Origin of the sequence: Anaeromassilibacillus sp. D41t1_190614_C2 (assembly GCF_015558525.1) — a bacterium.
Taxonomy (GTDB): domain Bacteria; phylum Bacillota; class Clostridia; order Oscillospirales; family Acutalibacteraceae; genus Anaeromassilibacillus; species Anaeromassilibacillus stercoravium.
The window spans coordinates 1-24207 of sequence record NZ_JADMOD010000012.1; the positions used below are offsets into that span (position 1 = coordinate 1).

At 51.8% G+C, this 24207-nt stretch carries 23 protein-coding genes and 3 tRNA genes; 6 read left to right on the top strand and 20 right to left on the bottom strand.

The features are described from left to right. Window positions 1-148 precede the first annotated feature (148 nt). The 11 genes from I2G69_RS09860 to hprK form a co-directional block, all read right to left on the bottom strand. Window positions 149-1048 (bottom strand): SIR2 family protein, encoded by a 900-nt coding sequence (locus I2G69_RS09860; protein WP_191362391.1) that lies wholly within the window; start codon window positions 1046-1048, stop codon window positions 149-151. Between the two features lie 79 nt (window positions 1049-1127). Next, window positions 1128-1203: transfer RNA gene (locus I2G69_RS09865), tRNA-Thr, on the bottom strand. A gap of 4 nt (window positions 1204-1207) precedes the next feature. After that, window positions 1208-1284 (bottom strand) — tRNA-Asp (locus I2G69_RS09870). A gap of 3 nt (window positions 1285-1287) precedes the next feature. After that, a tRNA-Trp gene (locus I2G69_RS09875) sits at window positions 1288-1363 on the bottom strand. Between the two features lie 170 nt (window positions 1364-1533). Then, window positions 1534-2502 carry a 6-phosphofructokinase gene (pfkA, locus tag I2G69_RS09880; RefSeq protein ID WP_087229010.1) on the bottom strand — a complete coding sequence of 323 codons (969 nt, stop codon included), beginning with the start codon at window positions 2500-2502 and terminating at the stop codon, window positions 1534-1536. 161 nt (window positions 2503-2663) lie between these two features. Beyond that, window positions 2664-6143 carry a DNA polymerase III subunit alpha gene (locus I2G69_RS09885; protein WP_195560721.1) on the bottom strand — a complete coding sequence of 1160 codons (3480 nt, stop codon included), beginning with the start codon at window positions 6141-6143 and terminating at the stop codon, window positions 2664-2666. A 37-nt stretch (window positions 6144-6180) separates the two neighbouring features. Then, window positions 6181-7107 carry a DNA-binding protein WhiA gene (gene whiA / locus I2G69_RS09890; protein WP_191395546.1) on the bottom strand — a complete coding sequence of 309 codons (927 nt, stop codon included), beginning with the start codon at window positions 7105-7107 and terminating at the stop codon, window positions 6181-6183. Between the two features lie 46 nt (window positions 7108-7153). After that, on the bottom strand, window positions 7154-8011 hold the full coding sequence (rapZ, locus tag I2G69_RS09895; protein ID WP_087229019.1) for an RNase adapter RapZ: 858 nt from the start codon (window positions 8009-8011) through the stop codon (window positions 7154-7156). A gap of 67 nt (window positions 8012-8078) precedes the next feature. Then, window positions 8079-8987, bottom strand: a complete 909-nt coding sequence (gene murB, locus I2G69_RS09900; protein WP_195560722.1) for a UDP-N-acetylmuramate dehydrogenase — start codon at window positions 8985-8987, stop codon at window positions 8079-8081. Between the two features lie 27 nt (window positions 8988-9014). Then, a complete protein-coding gene (locus tag I2G69_RS09905) occupies window positions 9015-9767 on the bottom strand; it encodes a phosphatase (RefSeq protein WP_191395548.1) in 753 nt (250 codons plus the stop codon). Window positions 9768-9915: 148 nt separating this feature from the next. After that, the gene (gene hprK, locus I2G69_RS09910; protein WP_442858893.1) at window positions 9916-10887 is read right to left on the bottom strand and encodes an HPr(Ser) kinase/phosphatase; all 972 of its coding nucleotides are present in this window, start codon (window positions 10885-10887) and stop codon (window positions 9916-9918) included. A gap of 279 nt (window positions 10888-11166) precedes the next feature. Here hprK and I2G69_RS09915 point away from each other — a divergent pair, with 279 nt between their 5' ends. The 3 genes from I2G69_RS09915 to I2G69_RS09925 all read left to right on the top strand — a co-directional run bounded on the left by I2G69_RS09915 (window position 11167) and on the right by I2G69_RS09925 (window position 12962). Then, window positions 11167-12339: a glycosyltransferase gene (locus I2G69_RS09915; protein ID WP_195560723.1), complete on the top strand. Its 1173-nt coding sequence runs from the start codon at window positions 11167-11169 to the stop codon at window positions 12337-12339. A 68-nt stretch (window positions 12340-12407) separates the two neighbouring features. Further along, window positions 12408-12641 (top strand): hypothetical protein, encoded by a 234-nt coding sequence (locus I2G69_RS09920; protein WP_195560724.1) that lies wholly within the window; start codon window positions 12408-12410, stop codon window positions 12639-12641. A 141-nt stretch (window positions 12642-12782) separates the two neighbouring features. After that, window positions 12783-12962 carry a hypothetical protein gene (locus I2G69_RS09925; RefSeq protein ID WP_087229033.1) on the top strand — a complete coding sequence of 60 codons (180 nt, stop codon included), beginning with the start codon at window positions 12783-12785 and terminating at the stop codon, window positions 12960-12962. A 73-nt stretch (window positions 12963-13035) separates the two neighbouring features. Here I2G69_RS09925 and I2G69_RS09930 read toward each other — a convergent pair whose 3' ends face one another. The 4 genes from I2G69_RS09930 to I2G69_RS09945 all read right to left on the bottom strand — a co-directional run bounded on the left by I2G69_RS09930 (window position 13036) and on the right by I2G69_RS09945 (window position 15887). After that, entirely contained in the window at window positions 13036-14136 is a 1101-nt protein-coding gene (locus tag I2G69_RS09930) for a DUF362 domain-containing protein (RefSeq protein ID WP_191520985.1), read from the bottom strand. Between the two features lie 136 nt (window positions 14137-14272). After that, a complete protein-coding gene (locus I2G69_RS09935; protein WP_087229039.1) occupies window positions 14273-14590 on the bottom strand; it encodes a hypothetical protein in 318 nt (105 codons plus the stop codon). A 146-nt stretch (window positions 14591-14736) separates the two neighbouring features. Continuing rightward, entirely contained in the window at window positions 14737-15219 is a 483-nt protein-coding gene (locus I2G69_RS09940) for a hypothetical protein (protein ID WP_191362400.1), read from the bottom strand. Window positions 15220-15386: 167 nt separating this feature from the next. Then, a complete protein-coding gene (locus tag I2G69_RS09945; RefSeq protein ID WP_191395552.1) occupies window positions 15387-15887 on the bottom strand; it encodes an HD family phosphohydrolase in 501 nt (166 codons plus the stop codon). Between the two features lie 339 nt (window positions 15888-16226). On the opposite strand from I2G69_RS09945, the gene I2G69_RS09950 reads away from it, so the two are divergent. Both I2G69_RS09950 and I2G69_RS09955 read left to right on the top strand, forming a co-directional pair. Next, window positions 16227-16862 carry a hypothetical protein gene (locus I2G69_RS09950; protein WP_191405145.1) on the top strand — a complete coding sequence of 212 codons (636 nt, stop codon included), beginning with the start codon at window positions 16227-16229 and terminating at the stop codon, window positions 16860-16862. Between the two features lie 224 nt (window positions 16863-17086). After that, on the top strand, window positions 17087-18517 hold the full coding sequence (locus I2G69_RS09955) for a collagen-like protein (protein WP_442858894.1): 1431 nt from the start codon (window positions 17087-17089) through the stop codon (window positions 18515-18517). A 511-nt stretch (window positions 18518-19028) separates the two neighbouring features. Here I2G69_RS09955 and I2G69_RS09960 read toward each other — a convergent pair. Continuing rightward, on the bottom strand, window positions 19029-20453 hold the full coding sequence (locus I2G69_RS09960; RefSeq protein WP_195560726.1) for a spore germination protein: 1425 nt from the start codon (window positions 20451-20453) through the stop codon (window positions 19029-19031). A 215-nt stretch (window positions 20454-20668) separates the two neighbouring features. On the opposite strand from I2G69_RS09960, the gene I2G69_RS09965 reads away from it, so the two are divergent. After that, window positions 20669-21043: a hypothetical protein gene (locus I2G69_RS09965; RefSeq protein ID WP_087229051.1), complete on the top strand. Its 375-nt coding sequence runs from the start codon at window positions 20669-20671 to the stop codon at window positions 21041-21043. A gap of 90 nt (window positions 21044-21133) precedes the next feature. On the opposite strand, the gene I2G69_RS09970 is transcribed toward I2G69_RS09965, so the two are convergent. The 4 genes from I2G69_RS09970 to I2G69_RS09985 form a co-directional block, all read right to left on the bottom strand. Beyond that, window positions 21134-21397 carry a hypothetical protein gene (locus I2G69_RS09970; RefSeq protein WP_140400296.1) on the bottom strand — a complete coding sequence of 88 codons (264 nt, stop codon included), beginning with the start codon at window positions 21395-21397 and terminating at the stop codon, window positions 21134-21136. A 349-nt stretch (window positions 21398-21746) separates the two neighbouring features. Continuing rightward, window positions 21747-22532: an EFR1 family ferrodoxin gene (locus I2G69_RS09975; protein WP_330610163.1), complete on the bottom strand. Its 786-nt coding sequence runs from the start codon at window positions 22530-22532 to the stop codon at window positions 21747-21749. Window positions 22533-22790: 258 nt separating this feature from the next. After that, a complete protein-coding gene (locus tag I2G69_RS09980; protein WP_191362462.1) occupies window positions 22791-23495 on the bottom strand; it encodes a DUF4367 domain-containing protein in 705 nt (234 codons plus the stop codon). Beyond that, the gene (locus I2G69_RS09985; protein WP_087229059.1) at window positions 23492-24046 is read right to left on the bottom strand and encodes an RNA polymerase sigma factor; all 555 of its coding nucleotides are present in this window, start codon (window positions 24044-24046) and stop codon (window positions 23492-23494) included. Before I2G69_RS09985 ends, I2G69_RS09980 begins: the two co-directional genes overlap by 4 nt. Window positions 24047-24207: the final 161 nt, after the last annotated feature.

Consider the following 24207-nt stretch of genomic DNA (forward strand, 5'->3'; position numbering starts at 1 on the left):
CGTCTTCGCCGAAGCCCTGGCCGCCCTGGTCTAAAAAGTTTTTTCAGGTTTTTTACAATTTAATCTTGACTTTTGCGAAATTTTCCATTTCCATCCAAGGAGGTCCAGCTTCATCCCCTCGCCGGATCGGTTTCGAAAAAAGGCAGCTTCACAGCTGCCCTTGAATCTCTTCTAATATCTGTAAATAGCCTGCTTCGTAATTTCCTTCCGGCGGTTCCATGCAAACGACTTCTACATTCAGACTGTCCAACAGGGAACATAATTGTAAAAAGCTTTCCGTCTCCGTTCCCACCCGATAGAACACAATCCGATTTTTTACAAAAGGAGCCATTCCACGGTAATTGGCATTCATCAAAAAAGCCCGGTAGGTCAACAGCCACCAAACGTCCATCTCCACCCGATCCAGGCCATACCCCACAAAAAATAGGTCATGGGTAAAAAAGAGCTCTGCAAAGCTGCCGGTGCTTTCCCGGTTTCCCCGCAGAAGATTGAACAACACCACATCCCTAGCACCCTTTTCATGCGCAAGCAACAGGCTGCGCAGCTTTTCCAAGGCGCCTGCATAATGTTCAAACCCCAGGCAGACGGACGAGGGAGCCTTTGCCTCCCCATGGATGTGGCGGATGGTCTTCCCGCCGGCGGCCTGCTTGCGGAAAAGGCTATACCGGATTTCCGCACTCCCGGACTTTACCCCATGTTCGAAAAAATGAGGGTCCGCCGCATATTCCAGCATATAGTCGTAATTGGTCGTCAGGAGCTCCTGGACCGGCAAATCCATCAAGCGCTTCTGAAGCAGCTGCGGCTTTTTCTGGGGATCCAGCATGGGCCCCACAATATCGGATTTCATTTGCCAAAATGCCCTATCCCCCGTAAAGCAGCGGGATTTTAACGCAGCATTCGCGATGCGCTCGAATTCCATGGAAAAGGAGGCGTTGCTTTTCCCTGTCACCCCTAGCCGTTCCGCCAGGCTGTCCAACATACCGCCCCAGGAATGTAAGACCGGATAACAACGGTTCAAACCATTGCCGACAAAAATTGCACTCGCCATCTGCCTGTCCCCCTATCTCCAATTTTTTAATATAAATAGCAAAAAATCCAGGATTCTAAAATGGTTCCTGGATTTTTTGTGGAGCTGCTAACCAGAATCGAACTGGTGACCTCATCCTTACCAAGGATGTGCTCTACCGACTGAGCCATAGCAGCAAAGTGGCGACTCGGAACGGGATCGAACCGTCGACCTCTAGCGTGACAGGCTAGCGTTCTAACCAGCTGAACTACCGAGCCGTATGGCAGGGGCAGAAGGACTTGAACCCTCGGCACGCGGTTTTGGAGACCGCTGCTCTACCAACTGAGCTATACCCCTATTTCTTTGCGGTACCCTCAAGCGCGAGATTAATTCTAGCATTTTCTACACAAACTGTCAATAGTTTTTCGCAAACTTTTTTAAAAAATTTCAGCCAGATAAAGGAAAGAGTAGGCGGGCGAATCCGAAAGCCGTTTTCGCCCGCCCAGTACATTCCTATGTAGGCTGCTTTAGATGGAAATCTTCAGCGCAATATCATAGAGTTCCTTGTTAAAGGGACGCTTCATCGCCAACGCCTCTGTGATGTCGAGATCCACCACTTTGCCCTCACGAACAACAATGACGCGGTTGCTACGGCCGCTCTCCAGCAGCTTTACCGCCTTATACCCCATTTCGCTGGCCACCACACGGTCGCGCAACGTCGGGGAACCACCGCGCTGCACATGGCCGAGCACAGTTGCACGGGTCTCAATACCAGTGCTCTCCTCGATCTTATGAGCCAACTCGGTCACACCGCCGACGCCCTCGGCAACAACAATGATAAAGTGCTTCTTGCCGGTCTTCTGGGTAAACTGCATACGGTCGATGATATCCTTCTGGAAGTCAAACGGAACCTCTGGCACCAGGATCACGGTTGCCCCCACGGCAATGCCCACCAGCAGAGCCAGGTCTCCGCAACGGCGGCCCATAACCTCCACAACGCTGCAGCGGTCGTGGGACTCGGTCGTGTCGCGCAGACGGTCCACCATATCCACAGCCGTGTTCATAGCCGTGTCAAAGCCGACGGTGTATTCGCTGCTGGCAACGTCGTTGTCAATCGTGCCCGGGATGCAGACACAGGGGATGCCCGCGCCCGTCAGGTCACGCGCGCCGCGGAAGGAACCGTCGCCGCCGATGACTACAACCCCTTCAATGCCCAGCTTCCGGCACATATCTGCCGCCTTCTGGACGCCTTCCGGCGTATTGTATTCCTTGCTGCGAGCTGTATACAGCATCGTGCCGCCGTGGTGGATGATATCCGACACGCTGCGGAGATCCATTTCGAATACATCGCCGCTCAGCAGGCCCTGATAACCTCTGCGGATGCCCAGAACCTCCATACCGGAAGTCAACGCAGTACGCGCTACCGCACGCACTGCTGCATTCATGCCCGGTGCGTCACCGCCGCTCGTCAACACGCCAATTTTTTTCATACTCATAACCGTATCCTCCTAAAAGAAAATCTACTGATTTCAGAATGCCGCGTCCATTTGACGCTGAAACAGGATTCTTTGTCTAATTATCCCTATTATAGCGTATTTTGTAAGAACTAATCAAGACATAAATATGGATAAATGAATCCGCTATATGGAAAATTCACTCATTCCTTCACAAAAGCAACATTTGCCTTGCCCAAAACCTTACAAAGCTCCCGCAAAAGCACGTCATTTACATCCACGCGCATCGAGGTCGGGGCCAGCATCAGCTTTTTGGTATCTTCAAAATAGACGTATAGGGGTGTGGGGCCGTCAAATACGAGAATATATTTTTTGGCCTTCTCATACAGCGGGCTTTCCTTACTGGGAACCTTCAAATACAACCCCGGGCGTTTGGACTTCTTCGGGGACGGATGATCCCCTATGCGACCCTTGTCCGGCGCGGGAAGCACCTGCTCGCATACGAGCTTTGTCTCCTCATCCTCGCGCATGCTCACCCGCCCGCGCATCTGCACAACGCTTCCCTCCGTGATCAGCGCCGCATACTGCGTCAGCGTATTGGGAAATACCAGCGCTTCGATCGAGCCGAACATGTCCTCCACGGTGACAAACGCCATGGTGCTGTTGTTTTTGGTCACCTTTAAGCGCACCTTTGTGAGAATGCCCAGCAGTGTCACATGGTCGCCGTCGTGATAGCGGCCTGTATCTTCATCCAGGAGTTCCCCAGTCTTTGCCGCATGCAGTTGTCCATACGCCGGCAAGTATTCCGCCATGGGATGGCCGGAGAGATACATGCCGGTCACCTCTTTTTCCATTGCCAGCTTGTCCGCCATGCTCAGATCCGCCATGGGCCCAATCACGAATTCTTCCTCCGCGGCGCGCGGCGTCAGGCTATCGAAAAAGCCGAGCTGCCCATCCACATTGCGGCGCTTATCCGCTTCCAGGGATTCGAGGACGGAAGCGACGTTCTCCAGCATTTGCCGCCGGTTATAGCCCAGATTGTCCAATGCGCCGCATTTCACCAGGCTTTCCAGCGCACGGCGGTTCAGGTCTTTTCCATACATCCGCTTGCAAAAATTATAAAACGAGGTGAACGGACCGCCTTGGTCGCGCTCCTGCAACAAGCCGCTGATAAAGCCCTTACCCAAATTCCGGATGGCCAGCAGTCCAAAGCGGATGTCCTTCCCGTCGACGGTAAACCCATTCCGGCTGAGATTCACATGGGGCGGCAACACGTGGATGCCCAGGCGGATACACTCAGCAATATAGGCGGACAGCTTGTTGGTCATATCCAAAACGCTGGTGAGCAGTGCAGCCATGTATTCCTGCGGATAATAGCACTTCAGCCATGCGGTCTGATAAGCCAAGAGCGCATAGGCCGTGGCATGCGATTTATTAAACGCATAGGAGGCAAAGCTCTCCATCTCGCCGAAGATCGCCTTGGCGGTCTCCTCGTCTACGCCGCGGCGGATACAGCCGTCCACCTCCACGGTGCCGTCTTCATTTACCAGCCCATAGATAAAGATCTGCCGCTCTTTTTCCATGACGTCCGCCTTTTTCTTGCTCATGGCGCGGCGGACAATATCGGCGCGGCCGAGCGAATATCCCGCCAGGCTCCGGAAAATCTGCATCACCTGCTCCTGATAGACGATGCATCCATAGGTGACGTCCAAAATATCCCGCAGCAGCGGGTGGCGGAACTGCACCTTCTCCGGGCGATGGCGGCACTCGATATACCGCGGGATAGAGTCCATCGGCCCAGGGCGGTACAGCGAAATCACCGCGATCAAGTCCTCCAAACGCTCCGGCCTGAGCTGCATAATCACGCTGCGCATCCCGCCGGATTCAAACTGGAATACCCCGTCCGTGGAGCCAGTGGACAGCATGTCGAAGACCTTCGGGTCGTCCAATGCGATATTTTCAATCTGAAAATCCGGGACTTTGGTGCGGATCATCTCCTGCGCGTCGTGGATCACAGAGAGATTACGCAGTCCCAAAAAGTCCATTTTCAAAAGGCCGAGCTCTTCCAAGGTGGTCATGGTGTACTGCGTAACGATGGAATCATTGTTCTTTGCGAGCGGGACATACTCGCTCACCGGCCGGTCTGTAATCACAACGCCCGCTGCATGGGTGGAGGCGTTGCGCGGCATCCCCTCCAGCTGACGGGCCATGTCGATCAACTCATGCACCTGGGGGTCGGTGTCGTACCGCTGCCGCAGCTCCTGCGAGGCCTTCAGCGCCTTTTCCAGCGTGATATTCAACTCCATGGGCACCAGCTTTGCAATGCCGTCCACCGTGGCGTAGGGGATCGCCATCGCGCGCCCAACGTCGCGGATGGAGCCGCGCGCCGCCATGGTGCCAAAGGTAACGATCTGCGCCACGTGGTCACTGCCGTATTTGCGCACGACGTAGTCGATCATCTCCTGGCGGCGTTCGTCGCTGAAGTCGATGTCGAAATCGGGCATGCTGACCCGTTCCGGGTTCAGGAACCGCTCGAACAGCAGGTTGTACCGTATGGGATCGACACCCGTGATGCCGATGCAATAGGCCGCCAAGCTTCCCGCGCCGGAACCACGCCCAGGCCCCACCGGAATGCCGACGCTCTTCGCATAGCGGACAAAATCGTATACGATCAGATAATAGTTGACATATCCCATCTTTTCGATGGTGGCGAGCTCATATTCCAGCCGGTCGATAATCGACTGCTCCGGATGCTCCCCGTAGTATTTATGAAGCCCTTCATAACATTTGTCCCGGAAATAGGCGGTGTTCTCCTGCCCATTGGGCGTATCAAAATGCGGGAGTTTTGTCTTGCCGAACTCAAATTCCACATGGCAGCGCTCTGCAATTTTCCAGGTGTTGTCCGCGGCCTCCGGATGGCCGGGGAACAGGGCGCGCATCTCCTCCTCCGACTTGTAGTAAAACTCATCCGAGGCGAATTCCATGCCGTCCTTGTCTTCGATCGTGTGGTTCGTCTGGATGCACAGTAGGATATGGTGCATCTTGCTATCCTCACGCCGGATATAATGGCAATCGTTTGTCACAACCAATGGAATGCCCGTATCCTTGGACAGGCGGATCAACGCCGGATTGATCAGCTTCTGCTCCCGAATCCCGTGATCTTGCAACTCCAGAAAGAAGTTGCCGTCCCCAAAGATCTTTCGATAGCGCAAGGCTGCCTCTTTTGCGCGGTCATAATCGTTGGCCACCAGCGCCCGGGGGACCTCCCCTGCCAGGCATGCAGACAGGGCAATCAACCCCTCATGATATTGCTCCAAGAGCTCAAAATCGACGCGCGGCTTGCTGTAGAATCCCTCAATCCAGCTCTTGGAGACCATCGCCGCCAAATTTTGATAGCCGGTGTTGTTCTCGCAGAGCAGGACCAGATGGCGGTGTTCCGAATCAAGTTCGCGCGTCTTGTCGAACCGGGAACGCTGGGCAACATATACTTCACAGCCGATGATCGGGTTGATCCCGCGCGTTTTGGCCGCCTTATAAAAGTCCACGGCGCCATACATCACGCCGTGATCCGTAATCGCAACCGCCCGGTCGCCCCGCTCCGCCGCCGTATCCAACAGGCGCTTAATCCGGCATGCGCCGTCCAGAAGGCTGTATTCTGTATGCAAATGCAGATGTGCAAACATGAGAATTCCTCCTTTCCCATTTATTTAAAGGGATGCCTCACCGCTCCGGTAGGGTTTCCGCCAAGTCCACAATGCGCTGTAAACGGTGATTGACGCCGGACCTGCTCAGCGGCGGCGAAAGCGACTCCCCCAGCTCGCGCAGCGACATCTCTGGATTCTGCAAACGCAGCTCCGCCAACTCCCGCAGCTCCTCCGGCAATTCGCCCAATCCGGTGGATTCCGCAATCTTTTGGATGGCCAGCACCTGCCGCGCGGCAGCCGACGCGGTTTTATCCAGGTTCGCCGTCTCGAAATTGGTCCGGCGGTTGATCTGGTTGCGGACCTCTTTCAGCATTTTTACCTGCATCAATTCCATGGCGGCCGCAGGAGCGCCCAAATAGGTCAGCAGGTCCGTCACCTGTTCCATCCCCTTACTATAAACCACAAACGAGCCTTTGCGGTTGGTCAGCCCGGGCTGCAAGCGCTCCACACCGCACATCTGTAGGGCCACCAAGAGGTCCTTTGCCAGATTGCTATATGGGACGACAAACTCTAAATGGTATTCCTTGTTTGGGTCCGTCACAGTCCCGCAGCACAAAAAGGCTCCGCGCAGAAAAGACGCCAAGCACTCCGGGCAGACGATGTTTTTCCGGTGGATGCGCAGGTTGATCTCCCCCGCTTCATGGCCAAAGGCATGCAGCAGGTGGTTCCTTTGATCGTCCCCCTCCACCGTAACGGAAAAGGTATTCCGGTTTTCCTTCCTGCGGGAGATGGAGCTCCGCAAGTCCACAATGACACCCGCCACCTGCGCTGCAAGCTGTGCCACCCGATGAGCAACGGCGGCATTTTCCGTCACCATGCAGACCGAAGCGCGCGAAAAGCTTCTGCCAAACAAAAGTAAACCGTAGCACTCCGCCTTGCTGCAGCAGGAGCGCTGCGGTACCGATTTACACATTTCGTTTTTGGTATCTGCCGCGAACGACACGATTTCACCGCCTTTTCACTCAGGGCTTTTTATAGGCCAGCTGGGATTATTTCTGGATGTCCCGGTGGTTGACGCTTGTCCGGTGCCCGTTTTCCAACAGATGGTCGTATAACAGCTGCGCCAACGCCACCGAACGGTGTTTCCCTCCCGTACAGCCAATGGCAATGACCAGCTGGCTCTTCCCCTCGTCGCAGTAGAGCGGAAGCATATAGTCAATCAGGCTGATTAACCGCTGGACAACCCCCTTTGTCTGCTCCCATTTCATCACATAGGAGTACACCGGTTCGTCCAGCCCAGTGAGGTGCTTGAGTTCCTCGATATAGAACGGATTGGGAAGGCAGCGCACATCAAAGACCAGGTCTGCCTCGGTAGGGATTCCATACTTGAATCCAAAGGACACGCAGTGGACCATCAACGCCTGCGAAGAATCGCCCAAAAACAGGTTGGAAATGCGCTCCTTCAACTGTGCCGGGGAGAGGAACGACGTGTCGATGATGTAATCCGCCTTCTCCCGGACCGGCCGCAAAATCTCGCGCTCCAGCTTGACCGCCTGCTCCAGCGAGCCGAGGTTGTTCTCTGCCAGCGGATGCTTCCGGCGCGTCTCTTTAAAGCGGTTGATCAGTACATAATCGTTTGCATCCAGGAACAAGATGCGGTAATGCTTGTCCTCATTTTTTAAATCATCCAGCGTCTCAAACAGGCTGCTGAACATATCGCCCCCGCGGATGTCGGTGACAACCGCGACGCGGGAAAAGGTGTCCCCCGCTTTGGCACACAGATCGTAAAAGGTGGGAATCAGCTTTGGTGGGATATTGTCCACGCAATAGAAGCCGATGTCCTCCAACGCATCCACTGCCCGGGACTTTCCCGCCCCTGATAGGCCTGTGACGATTAAAAATTCCATGAAAACTCGCATCCTTTCCTGCTAAACATCCGGGGCACGAAATGCCGCTGGGCGGCCTTCGGCCCGGTCAAGATACCAGCCGCACCTCGCATTCCAGGGAAACCCCCGTCTCCCTGCGCACGGTCTCCTGGATGATCGCAATCAATTCCAAAACATCCTTGCAGGTGGCGTCCCCTAAATTCACAATAAAACCCGCGTGCTTTTCGCTGACGGCAGCGCCGCCCACACGGCGCCCTTTGAGTCCACACTGTTCGATCAATGCGCCCGCATAATGGCCCTCCGGCCGCTTGAACACACTGCCGGCACTGGGTTTATTCAAAGGCTGTTTCGCCTTTCGGCTGTTGTAATGTTCCTCCATCAGAAGGGCAATCTGATCGGCATCCCCACGCTGCAATTCCAAGGTCATGGAAACGATCGTGCAGCCGTTTTCCATGTAGGCGCTGTGCCGGTAGCCGAACTGCAGCGATTCCCCGGATAAAATGCCAAACGTCCCATCCGGCGCAACATGGCTGACCGACGACACGACGCTGCTCATATCGCAATTGTAAGCGCCTGCATTCATATAAACCGCACCACCGGCCATGCCTGGAATGCCCCAGGCAAATTCCAACCCGCTGAGTGCGCGGCTTTTTGCAAAATTACAAAGGCCTGCCAGGGAAACGCCCGCCCCGCATACAAGCTCCGTTTCGCCGCGCTGGTGGATGTCGCAAAACGCATCGTCCAAATATACGACAGCGCCGCGGACTCCTTCGTCGCTCACCAGCAGGTTGGAGCCATTTCCAATCATCAGGACGTGCACATCCATTTCCTTCGCTTCCCGCAGGAAGTCGGACAGCATTGCCACATTGTGCGCTGTGACAAAGAGATCCGCGGGCCCGCCGATCTTAAAAGTGGTGTGCCGGCTCATCGGCTCCTCATAGGCGACACTGCACCCAAAGGCCAGGGCTTTTCTCCCAAGCATGTCAATTTGGTTCATCGTGCTCCTCCCTCACAAAACATGGTATCAAAGCAGGTTCAGCTCCAACAGCGGGTCCTGATACACCTGGGTATATTTTCTCAGATAGGCGTTAAAGCGCTCGACACTGGAATTGACCACCAACTCTTCCGGAAAATCCAATTCTTCCAGCAGGCGCAGAGAATTTTCAAAGCAGCCCACACGGGCGGAAAAATGCGAATCCGTATTGACGACAATTGGCACCGCATGCTTCTTGCAGAGCTGCATGATCTGTACACAGTTTTCCACCGAACTCCGGCGGTTGCTGAACGTCGCTTCGTTGAGTTCCACCAGCTTGCCGTTGTGCCCAAACTCCGGGATAACGCGCTCATAGTCATACGGAAATTGTGCGGAACCGCTGTGCCCGATGACCTGGATATGCGGATTCTTGGCAATATTCAGCCACGCGTTTGTAATGGCTTCTACCGAATGCGGCCCCTTGGGCATGGCGGGATCGTGCATTGAGGCGACGATCCAATCCAAGCTGTCCACATCGCTGTCCTGAAGGTCCGTATTCCCATCATAGTCCACCACGTCGCATTCCTCGCCGCGCAGGACCAGAACCCCTTCCAGCTTATGCGGAACAACCACCAAATTTTGAAAGTACCACTTTCCCGGGGCGCCTGGCATCGCTACGCCGTGATCCGTGATCGCAATGGCGTACAGCCCTTTTACAGCCGCCGCATGCACCATCTCGCTGAGCGTGGAGTATGCATGGGTGGACGCCAGGGTATGGCAATGGGTATCTGCAATAATGTTCATTGTTCTCTGCTCCATATGCAATAAAATGTACGGGGCGGTCCTGCGCAATAGAACCGCCTCCGTATGAGAAATTCTTTGATCGCTGTATTCGGAAACCGTTCGCTGGGACGGCATCCAAACCGCTGCGCGCCACCGGCATCAAGCCCTCTTATAGATCCAATTCGAGCTTCTTTTCATCCTCTTGCAGCGTGGAGACGTCCATGCCCAAGCTGGCCAAGAGCTCCGTCGCAGCGTTATAGCCCATCTTTTTCTGGCGGTTGTTCATAGCCGCCACCTCTATGATGATCGCAAGGTTACGGCCGGGCTTGACCGGGATGGTCAGCACCGGGACCTTAATGCCTAAAATCTCCGTATATTCGCTGTCGATGCCCATGCGGTCGTAGACTTTTTTATTGTCCCAAATCTCCAGGTTGATGACAATATCGATCTTCTCCGTCACCTTGACCGCGCCCATACCAAAGATCCGGCGGGCATTGATGATCCCGATGCCGCGCAGTTCAATAAAATGGCGGATATTCTTCGGCGCGGAACCCACCAGGGATTTCGCAGAAACGCGGCGGATCTCCACCGCGTCGTCCGCAATCAGACGATGGCCGCGTTTAATCAGTTCGATCGCGGTCTCACTTTTGCCGACGCCGCTGTCGCCCACCAGAAGAATTCCTTCGCCGTACACCTCCACCAGCACGCCGTGGCGCGTGATGCGGGGCGCCAGCTCCACATTCATGAACTGCACCAACGCCGCCACCAGGCTGGACGTGGTTTCCTGCGTGCTCAGCAACGGCACATCATTCCGTTTGGTCGCCTCCAGCAGCTCCGGGGCCGGCTCCAGGCCGCGCGCAATAATCGCCGCCGGCGGCTTCTGCGAAAACAGCTCGTCCAGGACCTTGGCGCGTTCCGCCGGGTCCATCGACGCCAAAAACGCCGTCTCCGCGTTGCCGAAAATAACAATTCGGCTTGTATCGTAGTAATCAAAGAACCGGTTCAGTTCCAAACCAGGACGGTTGACGTCCATGGAGGAGATCATGATTTTATCCGGGTCGCCGCACATATTAATGACATCCAGAGAAAGTTCCTGCATCACTTTGGAAAGGGATACGCGAAATTGACTGGTTGGCATCATAGATACACCTGCTTTCCTTTTCTTTTCCAATCGACAACCTCCTCCCAGAAGCTGCCATCGGTCCGATGGCCTGGCGCCATCCATAAAAATCTCTGTTATTATTATATATCAATCCTGGAGAAGTTTAAAGGGAAATCCCTAAAATAATATGGAGGATTTTCTATCCCAGAGGGCGGAGAATATGCTATAATGATGTCATATTGTTTAATGAACGTACATTTCGTTCAACGGTCTTTCCGAACCAAATCGGAAAGAGAATCGATATAGGGATGGTTAAACATGAAAATAGCACTTTTTTTAGAAGCCTACCTCTCCCAGGCGAACGCCTCGGCCACCCACGTGTCCCTACTGGCAGAAGGGTTGGTCAAGCTGGGCCATGAGGTCTTGATCGTCACAACGGACCCGGAAACCGACGACTGTTATGAGCAGGACGGCATCCTTTGCTGCCCTGCGAAACCGAGCGCCAGCCTCTTTGGCCAGAGTGCTCGCGTTTCAAAGCTGCCGGGCCTCATGCCGATGATCGAAGCATTTTCGCCGGACTTGATTCATATTCAGACTTTTACAGAGATTGGCGGTATTGGCCTCAAATATGCACAAAAGCACCAGTTGCCGGTCGTGTGCACCATACACGAACTGCAGGACGTCCTGGAGGGATACGGCGCCAACCGGCCCGCGGTGTTATTTAACAAGCGCCAGGGACAGACACTGATGAAAAAAATCCTATCCGGCTCGGATGTCATTACAACCGCTTCCAAAAAATGCGCGAAAGCCGTCCAAGCATTGTTTCCCTGCCAAATCCATACAATCCCCTATTGCGTGGATACGGAGCGGTTTTGCCCCCGCCCCTTGGACGACCCTTCCAAGGAAAGTATGCGCACGCGGCTCCATCTGACGGACGGGAAAGTGGGGTTCGTCTTTTCCGGGCGCCTCAGCGCGGAAAACCGGGTGGATGACCTTCTCGCTTTTTGGAGCAAGGCTGTCGCGCTCCGGGACGATCTGCGGCTCATATTGGTGGGCAGCGGTCCGGACGCTGCGGAGCTTCATGAGCGGGCGCGCGTCTTGGGGATTGGCGACAAGGTCTTTTTTGCCGGCAGCCTGACGCGGGACGATTTGAGTCTATGTTTTTCCGTGTGCAAGGCTTTCGTCAGCGCTTCGGATTCGATCACCATGGAAGCCGCGCCGATCGAGGCCATTGCCAGCGGCTTGCCGGTCATTTTGCGGCCAGCCAGCGCAAACGCGGACCTGATCATCAGCGGTGTCAACGGCTTTTCCTATGAAACGCCCGACGAACTGGGAGATATTGTCAAAAAGCTTGCGCAGCTCGACGCGGATGGGGAGCTCCTGATGCGTAAGCTTGTCAGCAAAACCGCCGCCAGCCTGACCGACCTCAACCAGGCAAAGGCGCTTGTCTCCTGCTACGAAATGGCGCTCGGCCGTCACACGCAAAGTTGACCCATTTCCCTGCATAGATTTCCTTTTTCGAAGCCATACTATGGAAAACGAAGAAGGAGATGTTTTTCATGGCCCGTGCCCGCAGGGGGATCGACTTTGATACCGAAATTATGAAGGTGGATGCCCAGATTACCCGCTGGAAGAAAACCATCATTGAATTGGAAGAAAAACGGAAAGAACTGTTGAACGCCAAGCGTGAGGCGGAAATCAACGTGCTCTATGACGCCATACAGCGTTCGGGAAGGACGGTCGACGACGTGCTGTCCTTGTTGAACCCGACGCCCGCCGAACACGCGGGCTGACTTCCAGCAGTTCCCTTGTGATCCCAGGAACCCTTCTGCATATACTAGTAGTCCACCGGCATCGAATGATATGCGTTTGATCCCGGTGAACGATGGGAATCCGTATGCCCTGCATACGAATTTCATTGCGGAGGTGTTTTCATGGACAACCGATATGGCGGCTTTAACAAGGGCATCAACGGGGATATCTCGGCGGCTAACTACTTCGATTCCCTCCCTCTGGAGGTAAAGGAAGAGCTCAACCGCCGGGCTGCGGATATCCATTCGGTATCCGACCTCGAGGTGCTCGCCACCTATCTGGATAACAAATTGGAATCGTAAAATCACCGGATGCAAAAAATACGCCCGGACATGGCTTTTCAGCGATGTCCGGGCGTACCTTTCTGTCTTTGCGTTAAATACGGATCAGCTCATAATTGCGGGTGCCAAGGCCCATCTCCTCTGCATAATCGATGGTGACGCGCCAATTGGTCGTCGGATGGGTTGCATCGAAGTGGTCGTGTACAGGCTTCCCGTCGATGACGCTTCCCGCCATCGCAGGCTGCTGGTTGCACAAATCCGCGCAGGCCATATCCAAGGCTACCGGGTCAAAAGAGGCCAGCATGCCAACATCCGGAATGATCGGCACATCGTTCTCCGCATGGCAATCGCAGAACGGCGAAACATCGCAGATCAGGCTGATATGGAAACTGGGTTTCTCGCGGAGGATCGCGGCGGAATACTCCACAATCTTTTTATTGAGGATGTCGTTTGCCTCGTCGTCCGGCGATTTTACGGCGTCCATCGGGCAGGCGCCAATGCAGCGTCCGCAGCCCACGCACTTGTTGTGGTCAATGCTGGCCTTCCGGTCCGTGATCGTAATCGCGGAATGCGCGCAGTTTTTCTGGCACGAGCCGCATCCGACGCAGAGCTCCTGATCGACAAACGGCTTTCCGCTACTGTGCATTTCCATCTTACCGGCGCGGGAACCGCATCCCATGCCGATGTTCTTAAAGGTGCCGCCAAAGCCCGTTGCCTCGTGGCCCTTGAAATGCGTCAAGGTGATGAAAATATCGGCGTCCATGATGGCACGGCCGATCTTTGCTTCCTTCACGTATTTCCCGTCCGGAACCGGTACAAGCGCTTCATCCGTACCCTTCAGGCCGTCTGCAATGATGACATGGCAGCCGGTCGCGAAGGGGTTGTACCCGTTCTCATAGGCGGCGTCCAGGTGATCCAGCGCATTCTTGCGGCGCCCCACATAGAGCGTATTGCAGTCCGTCAAGAACGGACGGCCACCGTTGCGCTTCACCAGGTCCACGATCACCTTTGCGTAATTGGGACGCAGATAGGCCAGGTTGCCCGGCTCGCCAAAATGGATTTTAATCGCTGCAAATTTATTTTGAAAATCCAGCTGTTCAATACCAGCTTTTACCACCAGTTTCTCCAACTTTTGCAAAAGGTTTTGGTTTAAACTGGCCCGGAAATCCGTAAAATATACCTTTGCTTTCTCCATGTTTTTTCCTCCTTTGTCTTTTCGCCATGCACGAACATGGGGGCCACATCTTGGCCAAATACTCCATCGATCAGTTTTATTATTATAACAAACTCATGTTTGCTTGACAATGGCATTGCCTAGGACATTTAAAAATTTAGCCCTTCCTTTGGCCGCCGGAATGCACGCGCTTCCCCAGAGCCGTGATAACCCCCATCTGTGTACGGGCAGTCGCACGGAAAGCATCCCCTTGGATCAACCCTTTGACGGAAAGCTGTATTTTGCCCAACGGCGTTTGGAACACGCTGGTAAAGGTGCATTCATCCCCCCGCACCGTGCCGCCTGTAAACGGATGCCGGCCGCCCATCGCCTCCAGTATGCCGCTGAGACGCTCCCCGTCGGTCTTAAGTGTCAACGTTCCATTCACCGGCCCCATGGGTGTTTGCATGACGATGCTGTATTTTCCATCAACCATGTGGATGTTCCTCCCTTCGAAAGTCCGAAGCGATCTCCCTGGATTTTTCATACTTCCAAAATATGCAGAGAATCCCAGGCAGTGCATAGAGATTCAAAAGCAAACGGGCATCCGTCTCGCCGGTGCCCGTCAACTAACAAAATCTTTTATTTTCCCAGTAGGGACGCCTTTTTTCGCATCCAATACTGGCTCATGCTGTAATAAGAGTCCTCTGTCACCTCATTGGACAGCCATTCCGGAGGCTGGAACGCCAGCGCCTCTTCCACCGAAGGAAATTCCACTTCCGCATAGAGGAAGGCCGTCGGTTCTCCGCGATCCACCCAGCTGCATTCCAACCGGCGTCCATCCCCCAGCGCATAGACGCGGTACTCTTTGCGGATCATGGGAATTTCCAAAAGCTCTGCCAGCTCATCAAACGTCTCCTTTGGCAGATCCAGCTCAATTTCTTTCCGGCAAAGCCGTCCCTTTCCCTTGAAGCAGAGCACGTAGCTGGTCTTTTCTTTTGAGACCTTTTTGCGGATTCGGACAACCGGCTCCACAGATAAATACCCCTGAAAGGCCTCCGCTTCTTCCAACAGCGGCAAGTCTGGAAATTCTTCGATTAGAAATTTTCTCTCAATCTCCTGCATGATCCGTCCTCCAAATTCATCACACGTGGTTTCTTCACCCCAAAGGGCTCCTAAACCATCCAAACGGGATTCCAAAAAAACAAAACTTTGTGATGATTATAGCACATTCCCCGCACGTCTACCAGCCATTCCGGTTATGTCCTTTGAAAAGAACTGTTCATCGCCGGTCAAAGCGCTTTGGCATGTTTGTTGGGCTGGAAATCCAAATGTTCCCCTACCCGCAGCCAACGATAAATATGGAAAATTTCCGCCAATGCGCACAGCTTGTCCGCTGTACTGACGACAAAACTTTCTGCGTATTTGGGAAGTGCAGGGGTCAGTGGCCACATATGTTTCACGATAATATCCTTTTCCTTGTCATTTAGGGTAAAGAGATGCGTGGCATTTACCAGCGCAGTGATCGGATGCATCGTCATGTGATGCCCCTCGTGTGTCCTCCAATCATACAAATATAGATCATGCAGCAAACCGCCGCGCGCCGCCGAAGCAGCATCCAAATGAAATTTCCGGCAGAACAAAAAACTTAAATATGCTACAAACAGGCAATGCTGCAAACAATTGGCATCCTGCACATGCTGCCGGATCTCTCTCATCTTTTGTACTTCCGGGTTGTTTAAAAGGTCTGTGACACATGCACGGAAAGCCGCACGATTTTCTAAGTTCCACATGAATCTCAAACTCCTCCTATCTATCTGACCTACTTTGTCAAATACAAACGGAGTATACCACAAAAAGAAGCACGATCGGGGCGATTTTAAAGTCTTTTAAGGCAAACGTAAGAAACCTGTAAGATTCCGCATTTATTTCTAATTAGAAACAAATGTGTTCTATAATACGCAATTTCACTTGTTTTCACTTTTTTTACAATTATCGAATTTTTCTAGGAAAACCGGGCATCCTTTTAGAAACGAGCGTCCCATTTTCTCTATTGAACCAATAACCCCCAGTTGACTTGCTATTTAGCGCGTGCTATCATGAGTTAAAATTTTTTCAAGGAGTGAAGGAATATGATGAAAAAATGGATTGCTGTCATCATGATTGCAGCCCTTACATGTACGTTGTTTGCTTGTACCACCTCCGATGAAGGTTCTTCTTCCTCTCAAATGGAGTCGTCTTCCTCGGTATCGGAGTCCTCCTCCGAAGTAGAGTCTTCTTCCTCTGAGGCGGAACCTACCACCCCTACCGATGAATCCGGTGAGGATGCAACTTCGACCGATCCCTCGTCGACCACACCAACGGTTGACAATACCAATGCCGGTCAAGGTGCAAATTCGAAAAAATACACCCAAACGGACGAGAACTTTACTTTCCAAGATGGCGTGTACAAGCGCATCTATGGGAATCGCGCCATGTTCGTTGTGACCAAAGATCCTACGAATTTATCCAATAAGGAACTCAACGATCTTTCAGAAGCAACCGCGGGACAGTATCTGAAGGATGACTATTATTGCACGGTCTGCTTTGTAAAGCCAGACAATGCAGACGGTACCTTCGACATCACCTCTACCAAATCCGACGATCGAACTGCGGTGATTATGTCGTTGCATAAATCTGACTCGACAAAGATGACCATCAATCTGAAAGAACGTCCGTTACAGGAATATATTGATAAGCAGGTAGCCAAAGCAAAGGTCAGCTCTTAAATCTAAGTTGATCTGAAAACCGCGCCGGGAGGTTTTCCGGCGCGGTTTTTTGTGTCCACTCCATGCTCCCCGGCATAAGATGTATTTGGAATATTCCAAATCTTTGCTCGGAGGTAAAGAGCATGAAAATTTATCCAAACGAAGAGCTCCATCATGCATGCTGCAATCCCTCCTGTTGTCCACCGCCTTGTTGTCCTCCTCCACCCTGCTGCGTCCCTTGCTCAATACCAGGACCTACTGGCCCAACTGGCGCCACCGGCCCAACCGGGCCGACCGGAGAACGCGGTCCAACTGGACCCACTGGGCCGCAGGGAATCCAGGGGGTGCAGGGACTTGAAGGGCCTCGTGGTTTAACTGGGCCTACTGGAAGTACCGGACCAACTGGGGCTACTGGACCTTCGGGACCTACTGGGCCAACAGGGGCTACCGGGCCATCCGGCCCTACTGGACCGAGCGGGCCAACAGGGGCTACCGGGCCATCCGGCCCTACTGGACCGAGCGGGCCAACGGGGGCTACCGGGCCATCCGGCCCTACTGGACCGAGCGGGCCAACAGGGGCTACCGGGCCATCCGGCCCTACTGGATCGAGCGGGCCAACGGGGGCTACCGGGCCATCCGGCCCCACTGGACCGAGCGGGCCAACGGGGGCTACCGGGCCATCCGGCCCCACTGGACCGACCGGGCCAACAGGGGCTACCGGGCCATCCGGCCCCACTGGACCGACCGGGCCAACAGGGGCTACCGGGCCATCCGGCCCCACTGGACCGACCGGGCCAACAGGGGCTACCGGGCCATCCGGCCCCACTGGACCGACCGGGCCAACAGGGGCTACCGGGCCATCCGGCCCCACTGGACCGACCGGGCCAACAGGGGCTACCGGGCCATCCGGCCCCACTGGACCGACCGGGCCAACAGGGGCTACCGGGCCATCCGGCCCCACTGGACCGACCGGGCCAACAGGGGCTACCGGGCCATCCGGCCCCACTGGACCGACCGGGCCAACAGGGGCTACCGGGCCATCCGGCCCCACTGGACCGAGCGGGCCAACAGGGGCTACCGGAGCGACAGGGCCATCTGGATCCACTGGAGCACCCGGAGCCGCTGCCACTATTGCCGTTGGAAGTGTTACTTCTGGGGAGCCTGGCAGCAATGCCGCTGTCACCAACTCTGGAACGCCGGAAAATGCCGTATTTGATTTTGTCATCCCACGGGGCTTGTCTGGAAAAAATGATGTACCGGATGTCCTTACCGCGTTGAATGGCACCCAACAGATCACTACCAAAGGGGAAGCACTCATATTCCAAGAGACGCCCTTGGTTGTCGGCTTGGCAATTTCCCATTCCCCTTGTTCCTCTCAGGTACAAATCAATCAGCCTGGGATCTATCAAGCCGCCTTCCATTCAACAATCAAGGCGGCTCCGGGTATCTCTATACCTGCGCCAGTTTCCGTTCATCTCTATCAGGGTGGCCAACCAGTTCCTGGCGCCGTTGCTAGCCACACCTTCTCTTCTTCCCGTGAGGTTGATACCGTATCTTTCCACGTATCATTCCAAGTGACATCTGCCCCCAAAACGCTGCAAGTTTTTGTCGATGATGCAGGGTTTATCTTCAGCGACAGCACTTTGACCGTCATACGTTTGGGTGCCACTTCCTGACCCATCTCTCCGCAAGAACCTCCATTTTGCTGGTAGCTTAGAAAAACTACCAGCAGAAGCCACAAATTTCCATTGCAGTCTTTGCTGGGGATTTGTTATAATAAGGGCGCCCTTTCTCTTTGCGGGCATAGCCGTTCCAGTAAAATGCTGCTGGAGCGGCTTCTTTTTTTATCTCTTGCTTGGCAAAACGCCTTTTGCCAGGGATTGCAAGATTTATTCATAAGTTCGTCCATGATTCTTAACGGAGGTTTCGCACTTCATTCAAACCTCGTACACAATCCACTTGTATACTATAGACATTGAAAAAAGCTGTTACAGTCTATGGACGGACGGAATACCGGTCCATAGACTCGACAGACCATCAGCAATTCCTCTTCCGACATCCGAAAAATTGCGCGACAACTCTTTCGGATGTTCCCAGAGGTTTCTATATATAGTAGGATTTTATTCATTTTACTTCATGCCCTCCTTTCTTTTAAGCGCGACCGTTTGGCCGCGCTTTTTCATTCTTTTATGTGTTGTGATTACTGATTCTCCTGCGCACCAATAGACGGGAAAGGGCCTGCGCATTAAAGGGGATGACTGGATACAGATAGCCTCTCCCTGAAATTGTCTTACTAGAAATAAGCACTACAAACATAAGCACTAATCCCGCGATATATCCCCATACATTCCATATGGCTGTCAATATTAATATTAAAACGCGAAATAGTTTAAAGGCATATCCCAGTTCAAAGCTTGGCTGCGTAAAGTTTGCAATCGAGACAAATGCCATAAAAAGCACCACTTCTGGGACAAACCACTTCGCTTGTACCGCAAAATCGCCTAATACCAGTGCTCCCACCACACTGAATGAATTGCTCAAAACACTGGGCGTATTTAACGATGCCAATTTTAAGCCATCAATAATAAATTCAATAAGCAGCAACTGCGCAACAATCGGCACCCCATTGGGTTCTTCTATACGGATAAACCCCAACCACTCTGGTATCCATTGCGGGTTGCATTCTAAGAGATACCAAGTTGGGGTGAGGATGAGCGTCAAAAGGAACACAATTATGCGAACCGTACGTAAGTAGGTCCCGATGAGGGGAGGAAAATAGTAATCGTTTGTATCTTGTATAAAATCAAAAATGGAGGTTGGTAAGACCATAGCAGATGGGGAATTGTCCACCAAAATGACAATGTTCCCTTCCAAAATGCTTGCCGCCGCTGCATCCGGCCGCTCCGAATAGCGCACCTTTGGAAATGGATTGTACCATTTGGGTTTGACCAAGCATTCCGCCAGGCTTTCCTGATTCATAGTCAAGGCATGAATTTGCACCTGCTCCAACTTTTTCCGCACAGTGTCCAATATTCCTGAATCAACCATGTGTGCCATATAGCAAAGCACAATGTCGGTCTTGGACTTGGTCCCAACCTGCACGATCTCCATCGTCAGATCTGGATCTCGGATTCGGCGGCGGATTAGCGCCGTGTTATTGACCAACGTCTCTACAAACCCATCCCGTGAACCGCGCAGAACACGGTCGTCATCCGGCTCGCTCACCCCTCTTGCCGGGTAAGTCCGTGCGTCGATCATCATCGCCTGATTAAACCCCTGTACTAGCAGGCAAATAGTCCCAGACAAAATTCCTGTTGTAATTTTGTCGCAGCACTCTTCGCAATCTACTTCCACATAAGGGATGAATGCATTCGCGAACTCTTGGGAAGTATCGATCCCTTCCAGATCTTCCGATTTTAAGGCCATAAGATATTCCATTAGCTTTTCCATGATATCATCCTTGGTAAAGCCATCAATAAAATAGAGGACCGCTCTCCTTCCCGCCACGCGAATTTCCCTTCCAATCAGATCAAAATTTTCGGATAGCCGGAGCCGCTCATTTAGAATCTGACGGTTATCTTCATATTTCGAGGAAAGTGTTTTCTTCTTCAAATTTCCCGCCTCCCGGTTCTTTGATCTCTATAGTATGTGGAAGATGGGAATCGTTATGTATAGAGAACCATCATTTGCACACGTTTGTGCCATAAAAATAATTATAAATTATCCATATAATTCATAAAGGTATCTTTTCAACTTTTATTGACAATATCCTCAAAAACACGTATACTATTTTTAACAGACATGAATAGGAAAAGGAGTGTTGCGTTATGTCGTCCAACCCACTCTTGTTGCTGGATAACAACACAATGATGACCGTTGTAAATCACGGAACCTTCAAGTGTACCGATGTCACATTCGAAGAGGCCAAAGCAATTATTGAGTTGCATCCGCAGGAGGACATTTTAAAATGCTTCTCAAACTTGGATATCGAGGAAATTATTTTTGATTATCTTGGTATTAAAAAACGCGATTTCCAATATAAGCGTATCCGGGACATGCATCTAGGGCAGGAAGGTATTGTATTTAAGCTCTATGTGACTCCTTCGGAAACGCAGCCTATTATCCGAACCGATAAGGGGAATGAAGCCAAAAAGATCCAAAATGTTTACGTATATTGCCAACTGATTTCTAGAGTAGAATAAGTATAAAAGCGCCTTTGGAAGAGATAGAACTGCTCTGAACTACACGGACAGCCAAAAGCGCCCAGCCAGTTGGTGTAGGAAAATAAAGCTCTAAGCGGAGTGGCGCAGCGGCAGCGGCGCCACTCCAATTTTTAGTTGAATGCGCTCATGGTTGCAAAATTTGGTGTTGGCTTTTCCCGCCCAAAACTGCCGCTTCATCGATTCTTGTATGGATGTATTGCTGGCCCATCTGACCCCATTTCCTATGCCGCCGCATTCCGGACAGCCGATTATACTTTTTGCGTGATACAAAGCACTTTGGATTTTTGTAAATGTTTTGACGTTTCCGCCACAACCACATCCAGCGATAGCCATAAGCACCCCCGCATTGCTCGCGCCGTGTATGGCAGAGTAGATCTTTTCCTACTTGTTTACTCTGCAAACCCAATTCTTTCGCTATTTCTTTTCCAACTTTTTCTTTCGCCTACAATCCTGGACAACTGGAAGAAGATTTTCCCTTTTCCCATTTTCTCCCCATAACATTACCCCCTGATGTAGTACTTCTATTTTCCTACATCAGGGGGCGTTTTGTCTATTGTCCGATTTCACGGATTCGGTTCAAGACTTCCGTGCTTTTATGCAGTAACTTTTTCTCATAGGAGAGGCAACCAACATCCCACAAAGGAACCTATGGCTGGTGACTTAGGCGTATAAACTCTTCTCCTTATAAGAACCATTCTGGTTCACGACGGATTGCACACTTTTTTTCAAAGGCCACGCTCGCCGGAACAAACATAAGTTTTGGAAAATGCCTGGCCCCCTGTGGGCAGGCGGCAATACAAGCCGTACAGGAGATGCAGCGTGTTTGATCGGTCTTCCTTGGATTGGCCGGATCAATCGCATGAACTGGGCAGAGCCGTGCACAAAGGCCACACGACGTACAAGTTGTATCTGCGGAAGGCTTCATGGGAACATTTGAGATCTCCCGGTAGGGTTTATTCCCCTTAACCTGTAATTCTTTCCAATTCATCCGGCCGCTCTGTAACCGCTCGATACATTCCGCGGAAAATAGATCCAATTTTTCGAGATCCTCCGCATCCGGGCGCCCCGCAGCGACCTTTGTAAAGATCGAATGCTGCGCGACCACTGCTGCTGCACCGATAACCAAAAATGCCTGCTCCTCAAGCATATTCTTCAATTCCAATAAAGCGTCGTCATAATCACGGTTTCCATAAACCGCAACTGCGATCGCCGGCGTCTGGGCCCCTTTTAGGGATTGTAGCATAGGGATACATGGGGTGGGGATACGCCCTGAAAATACCGGTACACCAACCAGAAGCACATCTTCCGGTTGCAATGTTTTGGGTGTTACATCCGGCTCCCTCAGCAGATCCCATGTATGTTTTTCTCCGTCCATCTTAGCGGCAATCCGCTCCATAACCACTTTGGTCGTTCCTGACGGACTAAAATATATACACCAAATTTTTCCCATCTGTATCTCCCTTTCCATTTTGCTATATATGTTCAGTGTAATGCTTTTGTGAGAATGTGTCAAACCCCCTACTTGTAACTTTCAAAATTTCCTTTTCGCATGGAAAAGCCGCCCTGCAAACACAGGGCGGCTTTTTAGAGGAAGAATTTATGAAAAAGAAACTTGCAAACAATTTTATATCCCTTATTGGATTGTCTTTAGTATACGGTATGAATGTGAACGTTTTCTGAAGAAAGATCGAATTTTTTAAGAAAACGTAGCCCCAGAAACAACCCCTTATCCATCTATGGGTGCAATGCTCTGTGCGATTGCAAGCACATCATCCTTTGTGAGATCAGGGTCACGGACATACAAAAAGAATAGTGCATTATCAAGATACCCATATAACATCTGGGTTTCCCCTTTTTGGATATACAAGGCGTCATGTCCGTTCAGCTGGAACGTCTCTGTATAAGCATCTTCTGTGTCAACTTTCGTCCCACCTTTAAACATCTGGTTGAACCGAATCAATCCACCGTCCTCATTTCTGTACGCAATGCGCACAAGGCGGTTCGGCTCCCGAATAAAGGGTTCCCCGTCCATCGTATAGCCATCTGGTATATACTCCGGAGCATGCGCCACAAAGGGTATTTCCTCCTGTAGGGATTCAGCAGGGGTAAAGTCAATCTGTGTATGTGTTGGGAACACTTGCGATATCACTTTAAAGAACCACTCTCGTGCTGCGCTGACCGTCATAATCGTGGTACCTGCAGCAATCAATAGAGCGAGGAAAAACACAGCCACACGCTTTGCATAGTGCGTCAGGTTACGCATCCATGGTGAGCGGCGTTCATCACGGATTAAATGAAGGATTTTTCGATCAAATCGTTTTGGAATGCTGTATTTATTTTTAAGTTCTTCATCCGACGGCAAATTATTTAACTCTTCTTGTCTAATTTCTGCAAGAGCACTCTCTAAAAGCTCGTCGCTTAAATGGATCATATTCCCTCCATTTCCTCCAGCGCTTTCTCAAGTTTTTTCTTTCCTCTCTGTAAAATTTTCTTTACATAATCAACGGAAAAACCCGTAATGCTGGAAATTTGATTGAGCGGCAATTTTTGTAAATGCCGTAAGGTCATCACATCCCGGTAGGTCTGTGGAAGAGAGCGAAGCACATCCACAAGCTGGCCATACGCTTCTTTCTCTTCTAATTTTGCACCCGGCCTGAGATTCTCCGGAGCTTCTACCTCCGGAACATCTTCCCAAGGAATTGCCACCCCCTCTCCTTTCCCAGTCCGTAGTAAATCAATACAAGTGCTTCTAACTACTATAACGATAAAATGTTTCGTTTGGGGACAATTTATTTCTCCTATTTTCGAAAAATTTTTGATAATGCGGATAAAAGCCTCCTGGACAGCATCTTCTACGGCAGATTCCGTATGAAAATAGTCTCTAGATACATGAAACATGAGCTGTTTATATCGATGGTACAATTCTTCAAATTTCCGCTGATCTTCCTCTGAATCAATTAACAATAATAACATTGCAAGCATTGAACACACCTCCCATCAATATAAGCATTATAGTTTTATTATACCATAATATTCCCCAAAATTAGCCAAATTTCTTGATGTTAAACTTACTTTTCCCTTAAAATAGAAAATAGGCCCTGTGTCGCCAATCCGGCACACAGAGCCTGCTAATTTACATATAA